At 69.5% G+C, this 18,094-nt stretch carries 19 protein-coding genes; 12 read left to right on the plus strand and 7 right to left on the minus strand.

Features of this window, described 5'->3' with window-relative positions; genetic code table 11:
* Positions 1-44 precede the first annotated feature (44 nt).
* Complete coding sequence (locus tag ACIBSW_RS33980; RefSeq protein WP_354730253.1) at positions 45-1,577, plus strand: APC family permease; 1,533 nt, start codon at positions 45-47, stop codon at positions 1,575-1,577.
* Positions 1,578-1,609: 32 nt separating this feature from the next.
* Positions 1,610-2,056, plus strand: a complete 447-nt coding sequence (locus ACIBSW_RS33985) for a hypothetical protein (protein WP_354730255.1) — start codon at positions 1,610-1,612, stop codon at positions 2,054-2,056.
* Positions 2,057-2,070: 14 nt separating this feature from the next.
* On the opposite strand, the gene ACIBSW_RS33990 is transcribed toward ACIBSW_RS33985, so the two are convergent.
* Positions 2,071-2,628, minus strand: a complete 558-nt coding sequence (locus ACIBSW_RS33990) for a hypothetical protein (protein WP_354730257.1) — start codon at positions 2,626-2,628, stop codon at positions 2,071-2,073.
* A 647-nt stretch (positions 2,629-3,275) separates the two neighbouring features.
* Between ACIBSW_RS33990 and ACIBSW_RS33995 the strand changes: the two genes are divergently transcribed.
* The 3 genes from ACIBSW_RS33995 (at position 3,276) to ACIBSW_RS34005 (ending at position 5,393) form a co-directional block, all read left to right on the plus strand.
* On the plus strand, positions 3,276-4,052 hold the full coding sequence (locus ACIBSW_RS33995; protein ID WP_354730269.1) for an SAM-dependent methyltransferase: 777 nt from the start codon (positions 3,276-3,278) through the stop codon (positions 4,050-4,052).
* 17 nt (positions 4,053-4,069) lie between these two features.
* Positions 4,070-4,948, plus strand: a complete 879-nt coding sequence (locus ACIBSW_RS34000; protein WP_354730259.1) for a helix-turn-helix transcriptional regulator — start codon at positions 4,070-4,072, stop codon at positions 4,946-4,948.
* 103 nt (positions 4,949-5,051) lie between these two features.
* Positions 5,052-5,393, plus strand: a complete 342-nt coding sequence (locus ACIBSW_RS34005; RefSeq protein WP_354730261.1) for an Imm51 family immunity protein — start codon at positions 5,052-5,054, stop codon at positions 5,391-5,393.
* 56 nt (positions 5,394-5,449) lie between these two features.
* On the opposite strand, the gene ACIBSW_RS34010 is transcribed toward ACIBSW_RS34005, so the two are convergent.
* Positions 5,450-5,902 carry a hypothetical protein gene (locus tag ACIBSW_RS34010; RefSeq protein ID WP_354730263.1) on the minus strand — a complete coding sequence of 151 codons (453 nt, stop codon included), beginning with the start codon at positions 5,900-5,902 and terminating at the stop codon, positions 5,450-5,452.
* Positions 5,903-5,905: 3 nt separating this feature from the next.
* Positions 5,906-6,433, minus strand: coding sequence for a hypothetical protein (locus ACIBSW_RS34015; protein WP_354730265.1), 528 nt, complete (start codon positions 6,431-6,433; stop codon positions 5,906-5,908).
* A gap of 347 nt (positions 6,434-6,780) precedes the next feature.
* On the opposite strand from ACIBSW_RS34015, the gene ACIBSW_RS34020 reads away from it, so the two are divergent.
* On the plus strand, positions 6,781-8,016 hold the full coding sequence (locus ACIBSW_RS34020; RefSeq protein ID WP_354730267.1) for a trypsin-like peptidase domain-containing protein: 1,236 nt from the start codon (positions 6,781-6,783) through the stop codon (positions 8,014-8,016).
* Between the two features lie 145 nt (positions 8,017-8,161).
* Here ACIBSW_RS34020 and ACIBSW_RS34025 read toward each other — a convergent pair whose 3' ends face one another.
* Positions 8,162-8,530, minus strand: a complete 369-nt coding sequence (locus tag ACIBSW_RS34025) for a RidA family protein (RefSeq protein ID WP_354730614.1) — start codon at positions 8,528-8,530, stop codon at positions 8,162-8,164.
* Positions 8,531-8,747: 217 nt separating this feature from the next.
* On the opposite strand from ACIBSW_RS34025, the gene ACIBSW_RS34030 reads away from it, so the two are divergent.
* Entirely contained in the window at positions 8,748-9,350 is a 603-nt protein-coding gene (locus ACIBSW_RS34030) for a hypothetical protein (protein WP_354730616.1), read from the plus strand.
* Positions 9,351-9,556: 206 nt separating this feature from the next.
* The gene (locus ACIBSW_RS34035) at positions 9,557-9,988 is read left to right on the plus strand and encodes a hypothetical protein (RefSeq protein WP_354730618.1); all 432 of its coding nucleotides are present in this window, start codon (positions 9,557-9,559) and stop codon (positions 9,986-9,988) included.
* A gap of 32 nt (positions 9,989-10,020) precedes the next feature.
* Here ACIBSW_RS34035 and ACIBSW_RS34040 read toward each other — a convergent pair whose 3' ends face one another.
* Complete coding sequence (locus tag ACIBSW_RS34040) at positions 10,021-12,222, minus strand: carbohydrate-binding protein (protein WP_354730620.1); 2,202 nt, start codon at positions 12,220-12,222, stop codon at positions 10,021-10,023.
* A gap of 103 nt (positions 12,223-12,325) precedes the next feature.
* Between ACIBSW_RS34040 and ACIBSW_RS34045 the strand changes: the two genes are divergently transcribed.
* Together ACIBSW_RS34045 and ACIBSW_RS34050 are read left to right on the plus strand one after the other, a co-directional pair.
* The gene (locus tag ACIBSW_RS34045; RefSeq protein WP_354730622.1) at positions 12,326-13,102 is read left to right on the plus strand and encodes an isocitrate lyase/phosphoenolpyruvate mutase family protein; all 777 of its coding nucleotides are present in this window, start codon (positions 12,326-12,328) and stop codon (positions 13,100-13,102) included.
* Positions 13,103-13,112: 10 nt separating this feature from the next.
* Positions 13,113-13,502 (plus strand): DUF1992 domain-containing protein, encoded by a 390-nt coding sequence (locus ACIBSW_RS34050; protein ID WP_354730624.1) that lies wholly within the window; start codon positions 13,113-13,115, stop codon positions 13,500-13,502.
* Between the two features lie 24 nt (positions 13,503-13,526).
* On the opposite strand, the gene ACIBSW_RS34055 is transcribed toward ACIBSW_RS34050, so the two are convergent.
* Positions 13,527-15,077 (minus strand): DUF6114 domain-containing protein, encoded by a 1,551-nt coding sequence (locus ACIBSW_RS34055; RefSeq protein WP_404799540.1) that lies wholly within the window; start codon positions 15,075-15,077, stop codon positions 13,527-13,529.
* An 82-nt stretch (positions 15,078-15,159) separates the two neighbouring features.
* The gene (locus ACIBSW_RS34060) at positions 15,160-15,792 is read right to left on the minus strand and encodes a DUF6230 family protein (RefSeq protein WP_404799541.1); all 633 of its coding nucleotides are present in this window, start codon (positions 15,790-15,792) and stop codon (positions 15,160-15,162) included.
* Between the two features lie 415 nt (positions 15,793-16,207).
* Between ACIBSW_RS34060 and ACIBSW_RS34065 the strand changes: the two genes are divergently transcribed.
* Positions 16,208-16,819: a hypothetical protein gene (locus ACIBSW_RS34065; RefSeq protein ID WP_354730573.1), complete on the plus strand. Its 612-nt coding sequence runs from the start codon at positions 16,208-16,210 to the stop codon at positions 16,817-16,819.
* Positions 16,820-16,908: 89 nt separating this feature from the next.
* On the plus strand, positions 16,909-18,093 hold the full coding sequence (locus ACIBSW_RS34070; RefSeq protein WP_354730571.1) for an ATP-binding protein: 1,185 nt from the start codon (positions 16,909-16,911) through the stop codon (positions 18,091-18,093).
* Position 18,094 lies beyond the last annotated feature (1 nt).

Raw genomic sequence — 18,094 nt, forward strand, 5'->3', positions numbered from 1 at the left:
ACCGCCGACCGGACAACTTCGATCAATGGGCCGGGAGGCTGTTGATGGCGCGTAAGGAAATCGCCGAGCCGGACATCATCTCCACCGCACTCGCTCGAAACCGGCTCGGCGTGCCCTCCGTGGTCTTCTTCGGCGTGGCGGGTGCCGCACCGCTGACGGTCATCATCGGCTCGATCTCGGCCATCTACGCCCTCATCGGCAGCACCGCCGTTCCGGTGATCTACCTGGTGGTGGCCGGGATCCTGTCCATCTTCACCGTCGGGTTCGTGGCGATGAGCCGGCACATCGTCAACTCCGGGGCCTTCTACGCGTACATCAGCCACGGGCTCGGGCGGGTGACCGGCGTCGGCGCCGCCTTCGTGGCGCTGCCGGCGTACGCGTTGATGCAGATCGGACTGTTCGGGCTCTTCGGCTCGGCGGCCTCCGAGATCCTCGCGGCGCTCGGCGTGACGGTCGGCTGGTTCACCTGCGCCCTGGTGGCCTGGGCGCTGGTCGCGGTCCTCGGCCTGCTCTGGGTCGACCTCAGCGGCAAGGTCCTGGCCGTGCTGCTGATCGCCGAGATCAGCGTGGTGGTCCTCTACGACCTGGTGATGGTCGGCAACCCGGCCGGCGGGCACATCAGCTTCGAGACGCTCGCCCCGGCGCAGCTCTTCACCCCGGACGTCGGCCCGATGCTGGTTCTCGCGGTCGCCGGGTTCGTCGGCTTCGAGGCGACGGTCGTGCTCTCCGAGGAGGCCAAGGACCCGAAGAAGACGGTCGCCCGGGCCACCCACCTCGCGGTCATCCTGGCCGGGCTCCTGTGTGGACTCTCCGCGTGGGCGATGGCGGTGAACACCGGGGCGAACCAGATCGTCGCGACCGCGCAGGAACACCGGACGGACCTGGTGTTCGCGCTGGTCACGCCGCACCTGCCAAGGATCTTCGTCGACCTCGGCTACATCCTCTTCATGACCAGCGTCTTCGCGGCGTTGCTCGCGTTCCACGCGGCGGTGGCGCGTTACCAGTTCGCGCTGGGCCGCGAGGGCGTGCTGCCGTCGGTCTGGGGGCACACCCATCCGCGTACGGGGGCGCCGCTGATGGGGTCGATCACCCAGAGCGTGCTCGCGCTCGGCGTGCTGATCGCCTTCGCCGTGGCGGGCGTCGACCCGCTGCTGTACGTCTTCGCCTGGCTGACCACCATCGGCGGGCTGGGCGTGCTGCTCCTGATGTGGAGCGCGTCCTTCGCGGTGCTCGTGTTCTTCGTGCGCAACCGCGGCCTGGAGAACGTCTGGCGGTCCATGATCGCCCCGATGATCGCGTTCCTGCTGCTCAGCGCCGTGCTCGGGATCACCGTGATCGGCTTCGGCGAGCTGCTGCAGGTCGACGGGAACTCGGTGTTCCAGTGGCTGGTCCCGGTGCTCTACATGGGTGTCGCACTGATCGGCGTCATCTGGGCGCTCGGCATGCGCGCCGCGCGGCCGGAGGCGTACGCGGCGATCGGCCGCGGCGCCGACGGAGGCGTCGTGGCGTTACCGGAGGGCCCGCCGATGACCAGGGGTTCGCATGAACCCGTCGGCGCCCGGGGCTACCACTACTGATCCGACCACCCGCGACCCGAGAGAGGATCCCGATGACGAACGCCACCCAGGAACCGGCGATCCGTGACGACGCCATTGTCGGCACGGACGGCACCGCCTGGACCGCGGCCGCCGTCAACCGGGGGCTGATGAGCACACCGCCGCCCCGCCCAGGGCGGCGGCCGGAGGAAGTGGCCGGGCCGCCGTACGAGCGCGCGGGTGGGGTTCCCGCGGCGTTCGATACGCACAACCCGCCCGACCCGCGCCACTACCTGGCGTTTCGCGGGGTGCGCCCCGATCCGCAGAATCGGGGTATCGGCAGCGCCCTGCGCAATCGCCACCACGCCCGGCTCGACCGAGCCGGACTCCCGGCACACCAGGAGGCGAATGACCACCACAATCGCGATGTTCATCTCCGGCAGGGTCACCTGAGCCGGCCGGTCAACCAGACGGCGGGCGGCTCTTGGCTGTGGTCGAAGCGGAGGTCGCCTATGGTTTGAGGTCGGGTGATCACTCAGGCCGCATCCTCGCTGTGGAATTGATAGAGCCAGTACGACTGCTGGTCGATCCGCTGGAAGCGCATGTTGGCGGTGAGACGCTCCGCCTGGGCCCGGAAGACGTGCGAGAAGTTCAGCACCTCGTCGTTGTAGCTGCAGATGTCTATGCCGACGAGTCCGTTCTGGGTGGCGGCGACGACGTACATCTCTTCGCACAGCTGACGGAACATGTGCCGCCCCTGCGCCTGAGGATGCACCGCGACGAAGCCGATGTACCAGATCCTGCGTGCCAGATAATGCTCGGGCCAGTGCCGCTCGAAGTACTCCGGAGCGATCAGTGGCACCGCGTTGAGATCGTTCGTGTACGTGGACAATCCGCAGAGGGTCCCGTCATCGTCCACGCACAGGTACTTCTGGACGCGCTGATCGTTCATGACCTCGTCGAACTCATGGCGGTACATGAGGTGTCGCTGCACCGCCATCGCGTTCAGTTCGCGGAAGGCGTGGAGGTAGAGGTTCCACGCCGATTCGAGGATCTCGTCGTCATTGATCTGATCGACAACCTTGATGACCATGCTCTGCTCCCCGCAATGCTGCTGGTCGTTCCACCGATTCGCCTCTGCGACTGAAGTTGATCGATGGCTTATTGACCAACAGCGTACGGAGAGTGACTCAAGAACAACAGACCGTTAGAAGGGGTTTATTGGTCTTGAGCGGCGTCCACGTGCGTCGTGGACGAATTTGGCATGCCATGGTCATGTACTCGATGCAAGTTGCACGAAATGAGGGTTCCCCCGAGCGTCCGGGCCGCCCCCGAGTCCCTGTAGGACGGAGGCGGCGGCCCGGGCCGCATCGTCCCTACCGAATGTCGCCCCCGCTGCCCAGGCGCCGGATCGTCGATCACTTATGATCGACGATCTTGGATGATTGTGTTCACGCGCCCGCGGTTGCGCTGATCGTCGCCGTGCCCGCCTACTCGATGCGGGCCGGGCCCGCGTTGCTCTCCTGGCCGTCGCGGCCTCGGCCGTCGGCATCCGGCTGCCCGGCTGGATGGTCCCCTGACCGTCCGCGGCCGGGTGCGCAAATGATCATCGCTTTGGGCGTGCCTATTATGACCGTTCGGCGCGTCCATGCGATCGATGGGCGGTTTATGCTTGCGCCGATCATTCGTCGGTACCCCGGTCGAGCAAGGGATGTGCAAGTGGCAGACGGTCAGCAGGAGATGCCCAAACTGGACACCACCGTCCCGCAGACGGCCAGGATCTGGAACCACCTGCTCGGCGGCAAGGACAACTTCGCCGTCGACCGCGCCGTCGGCGACCAGATCCTCGCGTCGCTGCCCCAGCTCGCCGAGAACGCCCGGCTCTCCCGGGCCTACCTCGCCCGGGTGGCGAAGTACCTGGCCGGCGAGGCCGGGGTGCGGCAGTTCCTCGACGTCGGCACGGGCCTGCCGACCGCGAACAACACCCACGAGGTCGCACAGCGGGTGGCACCGGAGTCCCGGGTCGTCTACGTGGACAACGACCCGCTGGTCCTCGCGCACGCCCGGGCCCTGCTGACCACCAGCCCCGAGGGCGCCACCGACTACATCGACGCCGACCTGCGCGAGCCCGACCGGATCCTGGACGAGGCCGTCAAGACCCTGGACCTGTCCCGGCCGACCGCACTGTTCCTCATGGGCATCCTCGGCCACATCGAGGACGACGCGGAAGCCAAGTCGATCATCGACCGCATCATGGGCCGGCTCGCGCCGGGCAGCTACCTGGCGACCTACGACGGCAGCGACACCAGCGAGGCCAACAACGAGGCCGTACGGATCTGGAACATCTCGGCCAACCCGAAGTACCACCTGCGCAGCCCCGCCCGGATGGCCGCCCTCTTCGACGGCCTCGAGCTGGTCGAGCCGGGCGTGATCTCGGTGACCCGCTGGCGGCCGGAGCCCGGCGCGGAGGACACCCCCGAGATCGACCAGTACGGCGCCGTGGGGCGTAAGCCGTAACGACGACGGGATCACCGGTGGTGACGGGACAACAGAACGAGGGGCCGACGGTCCGTCGTCTGCAGCTCGGTGCGCGCCTGCGCAGCCTGCGACTGGCCAAGGGCGTCACCCGCGACCGGGCCGGCTACGAGATCCGCGCCTCCGAGTCGAAGATCAGCCGGATGGAGCTCGGCCGGGTCAGCTTCAAGGAACGCGACGTCACCGACCTGCTCAAGCTGTACGGCGTCGACGACCCGGGCGAGCACGAGCGGCTGCTCACCCTGGCCCGCGAGGCCAACACGCCCGGTTGGTGGCACTCCTACGGCGACGTGCTCAGCAGCTGGTTCCAGAACTACCTGGACCTGGAGCAGGCGGCGGAGCTGATCCGCACCTACGAGATCCAGTTCGTGCCGGGCCTGCTACAGACCGACGCGTACGCCCGGGCGGTCATCATGCTCGGTCACGGCAGCGCCACCGCCGCGGAGATCGACCGGCGCGCCGAGCTGCGCATGGCCCGCAAACAGATGCTGGCCAACGACGACCAGCCCCGGCTGTGGGCCGTGCTCGACGAGGCCGTGCTGCGCCGCCCGATCGGCGGCCGGGCCGTGCTCCGCGAGCAGATCCAGTCGCTGATCGACATCTGCGAGCGTCCGAGCGTACGGCTCCAGGTGATCCCCTTCGAGTCCGGCGGTCACGCCGCGGCCGGCGGCGCCTTCACCATCCTGCGCTTCCCGCACCCGGACATGCCCGACGTGGTCTACATCGAACACCTCACCAGCGGCCTCTACCTCGACAAGCCCGACGAGGTGGACCACTACGCCGCGGCGATGGGCCGCCTGACGATCGAGGCGGAACCACCGGCCCGCACCCCCGAACTCCTCCGCGCAGCACTCCGCGACCTCGACGACGATCACTAGGGCGGTCACTGCCGCGGCGCGCCATCCCGCGTCCACTGGCTCGCCACCGAGATCATCCGCTCCTGGACCAGCCACGTCGTCGCACGAGCCCTACCATGCCCGAGTGACTGACGACTTCTCGCTGGCTCCGTTTCGCATCCACACCCTTGATGACGGATCACAGCAGCTCTGGCTCTTCGACGGCGACATGGAGGAAGTCGCGGACGTCTTCGAAGATCTCGATGCCGAAGGCAACGGGCACGGATGGGAGAACTTCGCCGGCCGGCTGGTCGAAGCCGAGATGCCCGACAAGGCTGAGCTGATCTGGTTCGGTTCCGAGGGCGGCACCTTCGTGGCCGGGAGCTCCGTCCCGACAGCTCTACGCCAGCTCGCCGAGCGCTTGCACGCCGCGTTCCATGACCGTTCGCTGCTCGCACGACTCCTCGCCCAAGCCGAACTCGACTGACTGGCTCTGGTCGTCAGCGGCGGGCTCCGACGCGTACCGGTGCTTGATCCAGGTGGCTACGTCGCCGCCTGGGCATCGTCTCGCCGGCTTCGGACGTAGTCCATGTACTCCTCGCCGGCCACAGCGTGGTTGACCCAGCGGTCGGGGCGGGCGTCGGCGAGATGCTCAGCGAGCGATACCGCATCTGCCTCGTCCTCCGTGACGCCCACCTCGCGGCCTTCACCGACGTACTCCTCGTCGACCGGGTCGAGCGAGATGAGATTGGACAGGTCGCCCACACCGTCGTCGTCGGGATCTTGAACGGTGTGAACCGAGATGCGGTATTGCCCGTTCCTCGGGCTGATCTCCACCCACCGGATGGCGGGCTGGCCCTCGATCCGAGCACCGCCGAGGAACTGTTCGATGCCGTTGCCACGGCGCAGGGCGCCGACGGCGAACTGCCGGGTGAGGTAACGCATCCGGAAAGCGTAGTGCTGAACAGCTCGACGGTTGACCTCGATGATCACCACGGCTCAGTTGGGATTTACAAGATCGATCCGACTCCGCAACGGCTGCGCCCGGCTCAAGGTCAGGACAAGTTCCTCGGCCTCGGCTAAGTCTTCGGCGGCGAACTCACCGCTGCGAGCAGCGGTCCAGACGTCGTCGACCTCCGCGGTGATGTCGCGGGCGAACGTCAGTTCGAGCTCGATCTGCACGGTATCTGCAAGGTCCAGATCGAGGTCGTCCTCGTCCTCGTCGTCTGACGGCTCGCCTGGCCTGCCGTCATGCCATTCGAGGGACGGCACATCGAAGCGTCGGACGAGCAGTAGGCCGGGCAGGTCGTCCTCCCCGCCGAACACGCCAAAGTCGACGATGAGCGTGTCCGCCTCGACATCAACGCTCTCCCGGCGGTCGAAGAGCCCCGTCAACGGCACGGCCAGGAACGCCCGGAAGGCACGCCAGGCGAGACCCACGTCCTCGATCCGGTCCGGGACGCCGTTCTCCGCCACGACCAAGCGGCGTAGTTCCTGCACCCCGTCACGCCACGCCACGGCTGTCATGAGCGCTATTTGATCACCCCCGGCCGCCGCCGTCGCAGCAGACCACGAACAGATCCAATGCAAGCCGAATACCACCCCCCGTCATCGCACATGAGGCACCCCAGCTCATGGGCCAATGCCTGCCTCAACAACTGGCCGCCGGTCGGGGAGGCCGGTGGGTTGGTTCGGCCGCCTGTTCGGGCTCGGCGGAGGGTGCGTCTACCTGCATGTTGCAGCCGTATCACGCGGCGGCGTATGAGTCGAGTGCTATCTACCGACGTCTATGTATTGCTCGTAGCGTGGCGCTAACTTGGTCGGCCTCCGACAGGCGGAAACACCGACCGGTGCTACTGCTGGGAGGAACAGCCATGGCACATGCTTTGCGCTCGCTTCGGACGGCGATGGTCGTGGTCGGGGCCTGTGCGCTTGGGCTGGGACTGCTGTCGACGGCGCCCGCTCAGGCCGATGTGCAGTCAGCACGACCGCTCGCGCCGGACTCGGTGCGCGCGCCCGAACCGGATCAGTTCTCGGTGGAGGGTGTCACCACCGTCGGCGAACTTCGCACTCTCAGTGCCTCGCTGTCCGACTACGGCAGTAGCCGCACACAGATCATTCGGCATCCCGGTGCGACGTACATCAAGGTCCACGTCAGTGCGCTACGACTGGCCCCCGGCGACTTCGTCACCGTGTCGAGCCCTGACGGCCGTGAGAGCTACCGGTACAACCGTGGCCTTGACCGGGCCACCAGCTCTGACTTCACCACCGACGGGCAGCCGGGCTTCTGGGCGATGTCGGTGGAGGGTGACACCGCGGTGGTGACCCTGCACAGCAGGCGCGCTCGCAACGCCAGTGCCGTGACCATCGACCGTTTCTGGCGGGGCTACGACCAGGCGGAGATCACCCAGTACAACGTCTCGCTCATGTCCGTCTGCAGCACCGATGCTCGCCGCGACGTGGTCTGCTACCAGAGCAGTCATCCAGCCGAGTACGCCCGCGGCGGGGCCGTGGCGCGGCTGCTGATCAGCGGCGGTGGACTGTGCACCACCTGGCGAGTCGGCAACACCAACCGGATGCTGACGAACAAGCACTGCTTCTCGACGCAGGCCGCGGTCAGCGGCAGCGAGATGCAGTTCGACTATCAGTGCGCCACCTGTGGAGGCGCGAATCCCGGGGCGGGCACCAAGGTCAGCGGCGCCACCCTCTACCGGGTGAGCAGCGGCAGTTCCAATCAGCTGGACTACACCTTGTACTCGGTGAACAACTTCGCCAACATCCAGAGGTTCGGCACGCTGTACCTGGCGACGGCCGCTACCACCACCGGCACGCGCATCTACATTCCCGGACACGGCGACGGCACCGCGAAGCGGGTGGCGATCTACGAGAACGCCCAGAACGGCCCGACCTGCGCCGTGCGGAGCGCGAACTTCAACACGTGGAACATCAGCTACAGCTGCGACACGTCCGGTGGCAACTCGGGCTCGCCGGTGCTGGACGGCAGTCACCGCGTGGTCGCGCTGCATCATCTTGGCGGCTGCCCGTCCAACCAGGGCGCGAAGGCACATCTCATCTACAACGAGATCGCCAGTCTGATCGACAACGGCTGACGGCTTGCAGGCTCTCGCCGAGCGGGCGCCACGGGTCCGGTACCCGTGGCGCCCGCTACGACTCTGGGCACCCTCGCGGCCGGGCGTGTCCACCAAGCGGAAGCCGCCGCGTGCCCGCAAGTTCAGGGGTGGGTCGGATCGGGCTTCACGCGACGGCGATCGCCTCGATTTCCAGCAGCCACGCCTCGTCGTAAATACCGGTGATGATGACGGTGAGAGCCGGGCTGTGGCCACCGAGGACCTCGTGACGGATCTTCGCGTTGGCCTCTCGGTATCGCCGATCCGATAGGAAGATCGTCACCTTGGCCAGGTTATGTACGGCCATACCCGCATCGTCCAGGAGAGCCAGCACGTTCTGCCACGCGAGGCGACATTGAGCATCGAAGTCGTCGGGAACCCCGCCTTCGACAGCTACCGGAACCTGCCCGCTGATGAAAAGCATCCGGCTTGCCCCGGTGACGAGAGCGCCCTGGGCGTAGGACCGGGGTTGGGGACTGAGGCTGGTGACCTGCATGCGAAGGACCATATGAACATGTCGGCCGCTGTGTCGAGGCTATTGCCGAGCGTCATCGGGTGGCATGCGTCAGCATTCCACTCGGACGGCGACGGGTTGTACCGTGTCGTCCTGCCGGCTTTTCGGCGGGTGCTTAGATGATCGCGTGAACGTACATGACCTGCTTCCACTCCTGCCTGCGCCATCCGTCCTTCGGGAACACTGCCGTTCGTTCGCGGTGCTGGACGCCGTTTTCGGGGGGCGGTACCCGCGGCACAGCTACCACGAGAAGTGGGCGCCGGACGGGACGTCCCTGGCCCGCATGGACAACGGCGGCGGCGACTCGTACGGCATCGCCTTCGCCGAGGCGGGCACGTTTCTGTTCGGCTTCGACCACGAGTGCGCGATTTCGCCGTACGTTCAAGATCCGCCCGCGCATTGGCCGGGCCTCCTGGACGGGTTGCCGGATTCTCTGGCGCATTTCACCCGGGAGCCGTCGTTCCTCTTCGAGGACATCCTCGAGGCGACTGTCTGCGCCTGGCACGAACCCGGCGACTCGGGGTGGCGGTGCGGCACGCTCGACTTCAGCGGCCCGCTCGCCGAAGGGGACAGCGACCCCGACGGCGCCATGTGGCTCTTCCCTATGGTGGCGGTCGGCTCGCCCGCGGAGTACACGCAGTGGGCCAACGGCTACTTCTCGGTGGAGACCGATGAGGCGGCGGTGGCGGCGATCCTCGCCGGGCGACCGCTGACCGAAGTGTTGGTCCACGCCATTCATGAGCCGGCCGACTTCGCCACCGTCGCGGCCAAGGCCGCGGAGATGGGATACCCGGTCGCCTGAAGCGCTGCCCTTCGTCGAAAAAAGAGATTCATTGTCTCTGATCGACCCTCGCTATGCTGTCACTCTCAGGAGGGATGGGGACTATTCTCCTCTGTGTCCAGAATTGATCCAGGAAGTGCCACTGGGGAGCGGAGACAAGGGTCATGCCTAGCGCGCGAGTTGCCAGCAAGAACGCTGTTCGGACTCTCGTCGCAGGCGGCGTCGCCGTGGCGTTGACACTGCTCGGCGCGGTGCCGGCCAAGGCTGATCCCAGCTTCAACACCCGCGAAGGTGTGACCACATTCGGGGTCACCCGATGCCTTGCAGGGCACTGCGCCCCGCAAGGCCTGTTCAGCATCTCCTACGACTACGTCGGATCCGGCGGGCACATGCCTTGGCGCATTCGAAGCGGCTTCGAATATGCGGGGAACGTCTGCAATTGGTGGATCGACTTTGAAGCGACCCACCGCGGCGTGCGGACATTCCACTCGCAAGGAGGCGAACAGCGTTGCACTTGGAAGGGGTCGCGGACTCACGTCGAGCCGACGCTGCCCAGCACTTGGCTGCCGAGCGGTAACATGTGCGCCATTCTGTATCGCGACGCCTCTGGGGGACCGACGGAAGTCAAGAGGGCTTGTGTCGCAATCGATCCGGAATAGCAACCGCCGGGTGGCGTGTTGTCGGCGGCGCGCTATCCGGTCAGGCGGAGGTAGTCGACGTTGAAGCCGCCGGTCTCGCAGAAGAGGGTCACCTGCTGATCGCCGGCCGGCAGGGTGACCTGGGCGTGCACCGACCGGTACGCCGCCCATCCGCCGGTGTCCGGGACCGAGACCGTGGCCAGCGTGGCGCCCGCCGCGTCGCGCAGTGACACCGCGTCCGGCGCGGTCGTGCCCGTGCCGTTGGCGACCCGCAGCTCCAGGTCGTACGTGCCCGCCTGGGCCACGTCCACCCGGTACCGCAGCCAGTTCCCCGGCGCGGTCCAGCCGACGTTGCGGCCGCCGCTGGCCGTAGGGGTGTTCTCCACGAAGTTCGCGCCGCCCTCGACCCAGCCGTGCTGGGCGACGTACGACTCGGCCTCGATCTTCTCGCCGATCGGTGCGCCGCGCGGGCGCACCGTCAAGCGGACCGTCACCTCGTCGTGTGCGGCGCCGTCGGTGACCCGGAACGTCAGGTTCCGCTGGCCGGCGACGGTCGGGTGGATCCGCACGGTTCCGGTGGCGGCGTCGACGCTGACACCGTCCGGTAGATCGGTGGCGTAATAGGCGAGCCGGTCGCCGTCGGGGTCGTCCGCCGACAGGCGCAGCTCGGTCGTGGCGTACTGGTCGGCGACGACCTCCGGCACCGGGCGCAGGGCCGGCGGGCGGTTGCGGTGCGGGGACGGCACGGCGCCGCGCCAGCGGTAGGTGGCGTACGAGTTCGCCGGCACCGTCGTGGTGAACGACCCGCCGGCCAGGACGACCCGCACGGTCCTCGCCTCGGCGTCGCCGTTGCCGAGGATCGCGACGAAGTGGTCCCGGCGGTCCTTGAAGATCACGTTGCTGATTCCGTCGGCCGTCGCGCTGGACTCGACCCGGACGTGTTCCGGGCCCAGGTAGCGGGCGAACTGGCCCATCGCGTACAGCTCGTCGCGGACGGTGAACGTGCGGGCGGTGGTGTCGACCTTGACCAGGCGGTCGGGCCATTTGGTGGTGCGGCCGACCTCCGCCCAGTCGACGTCGTTGTCCCGCGACGGCGTCCAGTGCAGGGTGCCGCCGTCCTGGTCGGTGGTCTGCGCCCACATCACGTAGGACGAGGCGTCCAGCCGCAGGTAGCTCAGGATGGTGGCGGGGGACAGGTCGCTGGTCTCGGTCAGGTGCACCGGCTTGCCGGTCTGCTCGTACGCGTCGCGCATGACGGCCGGGTCGCCCCAGTACGGGTGGAACGCGATCGCGTCGGCGGCCGCGTCGGTCCGCGGGTCGTCGAGGACGCGGTGGTAGTTCTTGGTCTCCGTGCTGTTCGGGTCGCGCCAGTCCCAGAAGTTGAAGTCGTGCACGTACAGCTGGGTGTCGAGGCCGGCGCGGCGCACCTCGCGCTGGACGGCCACCGCGAGCCGCTGCTGCTGGGCGATGCTGAGGTCCATCGCCGGGTAGACCACGTCGATGCCGGGCTCGTTGAGCAGGGTCAGGGCGTCGATCTTCACCCCGTGCTCCGCGTACGCGCGCAGGTATTTCACGTAGTAGCGCGCGAACACGTCGATGCAGTCGTCGCGGAGCCGGCCCACCTGGTAATACGCGCCGGTGCCGTCGGGCCGGGGCGCGACCTCGCCGGTGAACCGGTTGTTGGTCTTCATCCAGGCGGGCGCGCTCCACGCCGAGGCGAAGAAGGTCGCGCGCGGGTTGTGGCGCTGGATCAGCTTGATCGTGTCGATGATGTGCGCGTCGATGTCGCGGCGGATGGAGAAGTGCCGGAGGCCGAAGTCCTCGGTCACCCCGGCGGGGAGCTCGTCGTAGGACCAGAACGGCAGGTGCTCGATGAGGTCGGGGCTGCCGATGGTCAGCCGGAAGCGGTCGAGCCCGGCGCCGGTCCGCGGGTCGACGAGCAGCCGGACGGCCCGGTCGCGCTCGGCCGGTGTCAGCTTCCACAGGTTGGAGACGCTCGTCTCGTCCAGCGAGAAGCCGAGGCCGGCGTAGCGTTGCCGGGGCGCGCTCGGATCGATGACGACGGTCGCGTCGGTCGCCGGGCCGTGCGCGGGTCCGATGTGGGTGGCGGGCAGCGGCTGCCAGGCCCGGGCGGCGCCCGCGGAGTAGGTGCCGGTGACGGCGGTGCGGCCGGCGGTCGCGGCCGGTCCGGTGGCGGCGAGCACTCCGCCGGCCGCTGTCGCGGCGACGACCGCCGCGGTGATGGAACGCCTCACGGTGCCTCCTCTGGTCGCTACCGAGAGGAAACCTTACTGTTCCGGTACGCCGCAGCGCATCCATGGTCACCGATGTTTTCGCGGAAACCGTAAAGTGGGGCCTATGAACGACTTTCGAGCCCTGCACCTGCCCGGCGATCCGCTCGTGCTCCCGAACGCCTGGGACGTCGCCTCCGCCGCCGCACTGGCGCGGGCCGGCTTCGCGGCGATCGGCACGACCAGCCTCGGCGTCGCCGCGGCGCACGGCCTGCCCGACGGCCGGGGCGAGGGCCGCGCGGAGACCATCGCCCTGATGCGGCGGCTGGGGCGGCTGCCGGTGCTGGTCACAGTGGACGTCGAGGGCGGATTCGGCGGCGGGCCCGACGCGGTCGCCGACCTCGCCGCCGACCTCGCCGAGGCCGGCGCGGTGGGGATCAACCTCGAGGACGGCCACGCCGACGGGACGCTCGCCCCGGTCGCGGACCAGGTCGCGCTCATCGCGGCCGTCAAGGCCCGGGTGCCCGGGCTCTTCGTGAACGCGCGTACGGACACGCGCTGGCTGGACGCGGGCGACCTCGACGAGACGCTGGCCCGCACCCGCGCCTACGCGGCCGCGGGCGCGGACGGCGTCTTCGTGCCGGGCCTCGCGGACGAGGACGACATCCGGGCGGTCGTCGCCGGCGTGGACGCCCCGCTGAACGTGCTGCTGCTGCCCGGGATGACGGTGCCGGCGCTGGCGAAGCTGGGCGTCGCCCGGATCAGCACCGGCTCGATGCTCTTCCGGACCGCGCTCGGCGCCGCGGTCGCCGCCGCCCGCGCGGTGGCCGCCGGCGAGCCCGGCCCCACGGGCATCCCCCCGTACGCCGAGGTCAACGCCCTGGCCGCCGACCGCCGGAACTAAACTGGTACGCATGGCGAGCTGGTACGAGTCGCATATCGACCGCAAGATCCGTGAGGCGCAGGAGCAGGGTCAGTTCGACAACCTGCCGGGCGCGGGCCGGCCGCTCAGCGACCACGGCCGGGAGTACGACGAGGACTGGTGGGTCAAGGACTGGCTGCGTCGTGAGGGCGCGAGCTCGGGGGCGCTGCCGCCGACGCTCGCGCTGCGCCGCGAGGCACAGGACCTGCGGGAGACCATCGATCGTTGCGCCTCGGAGGCCGACGTGCGGGGCTACGTGGCGCGGCTGAACGAGCAGCTGCGCAAGGCCCGGGCCGGGCTGCTGGAGGGTCCGCCGGTGCTGCTGCCCCCGCTCGACGCGGACGAGGCGGTCCGCGGCTGGCGCGCCCGCCGCGCCGGCTGACCGGGGCGGCGCCGGCGGCGTCGCTCAGGACGGCTCGGTCAGGGTCAGGGGTACGCCGGTCAGGGTGTCGCAGCGCACGAACGCCAGGTCGATCTCCACGTCGGTGAACCACAGGACGGGCAGCGTGAGCGGCGGCGGGGAATCCGGGGTGAAGGTCACCGGGATGACGCCGAAGAGCTTGCCCTTGAACCTGGGCGTGTAGAAGCGGACGTCCCCCTCGGTGGTCAGCTCCTTGCTGTCGATCACCGTGCGGGCGCCGCTCGGCTCGGGAACGGTCAGCTTGAACGGCTTGTTCACGGCCTTGCGCATGCTGAACTTGAGTGCCTCGATCGTGCCCTTGGCGGTCCGCAGCCGGGTCACGCCGTCGTAGGTGGAGTCGTACATCGTCAGCGACGCGGTCTTCAGCGTGCCGCCCTTGACCGAGACGGTCGGCACGTCGTCCGGGCCGGCCTCCTTGAAGACCGGCGGGCCGAGGCAGGGCACGTCCGGCAGGCTCGGCGTCGCCGACGGCGTCGGCGAGGCGCTGGGCGTGGGGGAGCCGGACCCGGACGGCGTCGCGGTGGGTGCGGCCGACCCGGTCGGCTCGGGGCTCGCGGTCGGGGACGGCGTCGCCGACGGACTGGGGGTCGCTTCCTCCTCACCGCCGATGCCGAACAGGTCTCCGACGCCCTCGACGAAGTCGTTCAGGCCGTCGACGATGGGGTTGCCGGAACCCTCGGTCGGCGTGGGGGAGGCTCCTGCGGAGGCGCTGGGGCTCGGCTTGGCGGGCGCCGGCTTCGTGGGGGTCCTCTTCGGCGCCGGCTTGGCCGACGACTGCCGCGACGCCTCCCTCTTCGCCGCGGCGGCGGGCCGGGACGGCAGGCCCTCGGGGCACTCGGGCTCGGCGCGGGCCGGGGAGGGTGCGGCGGCGGCCAGGACCGCCGCCGCCGTCACCGCCAGCGGCACCAGCATGATGGCCAGCGCCTTGTGGGAGACGCCGCCGGACGGCGGGCGCGCCTGCGACTGGCCCGCCGGGTACCACTCCGCCCGCGGCCGGAACACCGAGCGGTGCCGGCCGTCGCCCGGTGCGTCGCCGAAACCCGGCAGGATCAGGCCGGCGGCGGCCGGGTCCGAGGCGTCGCGGCGCTCGTCGTCGCGCGGGTCCTCGGGCTCGGGCTCACGGTGCGGCGGCCCTTCGGGATCCTCCGGCGCGGTGTCGGTGGCACCCGGTTGCGGTCGCCGCGGCGACCAGGCCAGGACGAGGGCGCCGCCGACGATGCCGAGCAGCATGCCGACGAAGAAGCCGCCGAGGTTCAGGCCGATCAGCGAGTACACCGCGGTGAGCAGGCCGAGGATGCCGTAGAAGAGCCGCTGCGCCGGCGTGACCCAGGTGAGCGCGCCGCAGAGGATGAGCATCAGCGGGAGTAGGTAGGACAGGAAACCCTCAGGACCGAAATGCAGCTGCAGGTCGCCCAGCGACAGGTTGGCGCTGAGGAACAACTCCAGCCCGGCGATGAGGAGCAGCAGCCCGCCCCAGAACGGCCGGGCTCGCCGCCAGCGGCGGAATTCGCCGCCCGACGCACTTGTCGTTGCCACTTGCTCCTCCAGAAATGGTGCCTTACCCCGGCAGGATGGAGGCCCGCGGGGTGGTGCGCCCCGCGGGCCTCCCGCAATTACGTCAGAAACATTCGGTCGGCCTGCCGTCGCCGCCGCCGGGCCAGTTGACCTTCATGTTCAGGCCGGTCAGCGTGAACGTGCCGGCCGACGTGGAAACGGCGGTCTGGCGCAGCCCCGTGATCGTGACGTGCTTCGCCTCCTGGCCGAAGGCGCCCGCCTCGCCGTGCGCGTCCTCGCCGCCGAGCTCGAGGGTCGAGGCGTCCTGGCCGATGTTGATGTCGGTGAACTCCGCCTCGCCGCTGAGCTCGTCAAGGCCGATCAGCAGGTTGGTGGCCTTCGCCGGGTGCGCCTCGTCGCGGCCCGCGCGGATGGTGAGGGTGATCGGCACGCCCGGGGTCTTCACCGACTGGCACAGGTTGTAGAGCGTCGCCGAGGAGATGCCGGAGACCGCCACGGGGATCGCGTCTCCGTTCTTCTTGTGCACCGAGTCGCCGTACTGGGCGAAACCCGTGCCCTCCAGCCGGTCGGCCGAGATCTTGAACGACTGGCCCGACACCGCGAACGTGGCGGCGAACGCGCCGTTGGCCAGGCCGAAGACCAGCGCGCCCGCGGCGGCGGTCGGCACGGCCACCGCTACGGCGAAACGGCGCCAGTTGGTGCGACCGTAGGCCGGTTCGCCTTGCGCATCCTTCACGGATCCTCCTTGCCAAACTGGGAACGGCCGTCGCATACAGGCACGTCGATGCGGCCGTCCTGATGTGCCGGGAATGTTGCCGCTACCCGGTGATCAGGACAAGGGCGTTGGCTACCGGCCGGTAACCACGGAGAAACATTGATCGCTACGGATAGTAAGCAATGGTCGCGATGAATTCCTGAAGATGCGTCACCAATGGACACATCGGGCGGTCCACTGGGGCGTGACGGTCACCACACGTGTGCGTTTGGCCATAGTTACGGATCGGTAACAACTTCTCGAAATCCCGGAATGGAACTGAGTGTCGAACCATTTCCGAGGGCCGAGGTGCAACCGTTCGGCAACCGGGCGCGACACGGTTTGCACCCCGTCATCCGCAGGCTGTGTGCTTCCCCCGAGCAAGGAGATCGCTCAGATGCGTCTGCCCCGTACCGCTGCCGCCGCCGTGCTGGCCGTCGGGATCATGGTCCCCGCCGTCTCCGGGACCGCCGTTGCCCTGGCCTCGCCCTCGTCGCACGGCGCCGTAGCCGCCGCGAAGGCCGGGCACAAGCCGGTCGAGTCCGGGAAGCCGGGCAAGCCGCACAAGCCGCGCAAGCCCGTCCGGGTGCCCTTCGCCGCCAACGGCAAGGTCACCGCCGTCGACGCCGAGGCCGGCACCGTGACGCTGCTGGCGAACGGCGGCACCAAGGACGTCCGCAGGAAGACCGTCACCGTCACCGTGCCCGAGCGCGCCAAGATCAGGGTCAACGGCAAGCGCGCGACCGTCGCGGGCATCCTGGCCGGCGCCCGGATCACGGTGACCGGCATCCGCGTCGGGGACGTCTACACCGCCGTGGTGATCAGCGCCACCCGGCCGAAGCCGGCGCCGACGAAGAGCCCGGTCACGCCGAGCCCGAGCGTCACGCCCAGCACCGACGTGTCCCCGAGCCCCAGCGTCACGCCCAGCACGGACGTGTCCCCGAGCCCGACCGGCAGCGCGACCCCGACCCCCTCGGTGAGCCCCAGCGCGGACCCGGACGAGCTGTAACAGACCCCGCCGGCATCTTTCAAGTCGTCGTCGCCGGTGCCGAAATACCTCTCGTCGGAGTCGGGCGTGGGGCAGTGGAGGCAGGCGGGGTGGGCACAGACGAGCGGCAGCGCCTCGCGGCGCTGCACGGGTACCGCGTGCTCGACGGCCCCGCCGACGACGAGCTGGAGGCCGTGGTCCGGGTCGCCGCGACGGTCGCCGGCGTGCGGACCGCGGCGCTCAACCTGATCGACGAGGACCGCCAGTGCCAGCTCGCCGGAGCGGGCCTGGCGGGCACCGTCTCGCCGCGCGCCGACTCCCTGTGCGCCGTCCACTTCCGCGCGGGCGAGTTCGTCTGGGTCGCGGACGCCGCCGCGGATCCCGCGTACAAGGGCAACCCGTGGGTCGACGGCCGGCGCGGCGACATCCGCTTCTACGCCTCCGCCCCGCTGGTCACGGCGCAGGGCCACGCGCTGGGCACCCTCTGCGTCTTCGACGCCGAGCCGCGCGAGCTCGATGACGAGCAGATCGACCGGCTCAAGGACCTCGCCCGGGTGGTGCTCGCGCTGCTCGAACGTCGCCGGCAGGCCCGGGTGCACGGCGAGCTGCTGCGCTCCAACGGCGAGCTGGAGCAGTTCGCCGCCGTGGTCAGCCACGACCTGGCGGCGCCGCTGAGCGTCGTCGGCGGCTACCTGGACCTGCTCGCCGACGAGTACGCCGAGGCGCTCGACGAGCGGGCCGGCGGGTGGATCACCGGCGCGGCCCGGGCGGTCGGCCGGATGCAGGGCCTGATCGAGGCGCTGCTGACCTACGCCCGGGTGGGCGGCGAGCCACGGGCGCGCGGCGACGCCGAGCTGGGCGAGGCCGTGCACCAGGCGCTGCTGGACCTCGGCGACCTGGTCCGGCAGGGCGGCGCCGTCATCGGCGCCCCCTCGGCGCCGGTCACCCTGGCGTGCGACCCGACCCTGCTGCGCCAGCTGCTGCAGAACCTGATCGGCAACGGGATCAAGTACCGCGACCCGGCCCGGCCGTGCCGCGTCGAGGTCGCCGCCGAGCGCGGCGACGCCGGCGACTGGCTCGTGACCGTGACGGACAACGGCATCGGCATCCCGGCGGACCAGCGCCACCGGGTCTTCGAGATGTTCGCCCGGGTCGACCCGCGCAGCGGCGCCGGGCACGGCATCGGCCTGTCCACCTGTCGGCGCATCGTCGAACGCCACGGCGGCCGGATCTGGGCCGCCGCCGCACCCGGCGGCGTGGGCACCACCGTCTCCTTCACCCTGCCGGGCGCCTGAC

The organism is Actinoplanes sp. NPDC049668, from assembly GCF_044465445.1.
Lineage (GTDB): Bacteria > Actinomycetota > Actinomycetes > Mycobacteriales > Micromonosporaceae > Actinoplanes.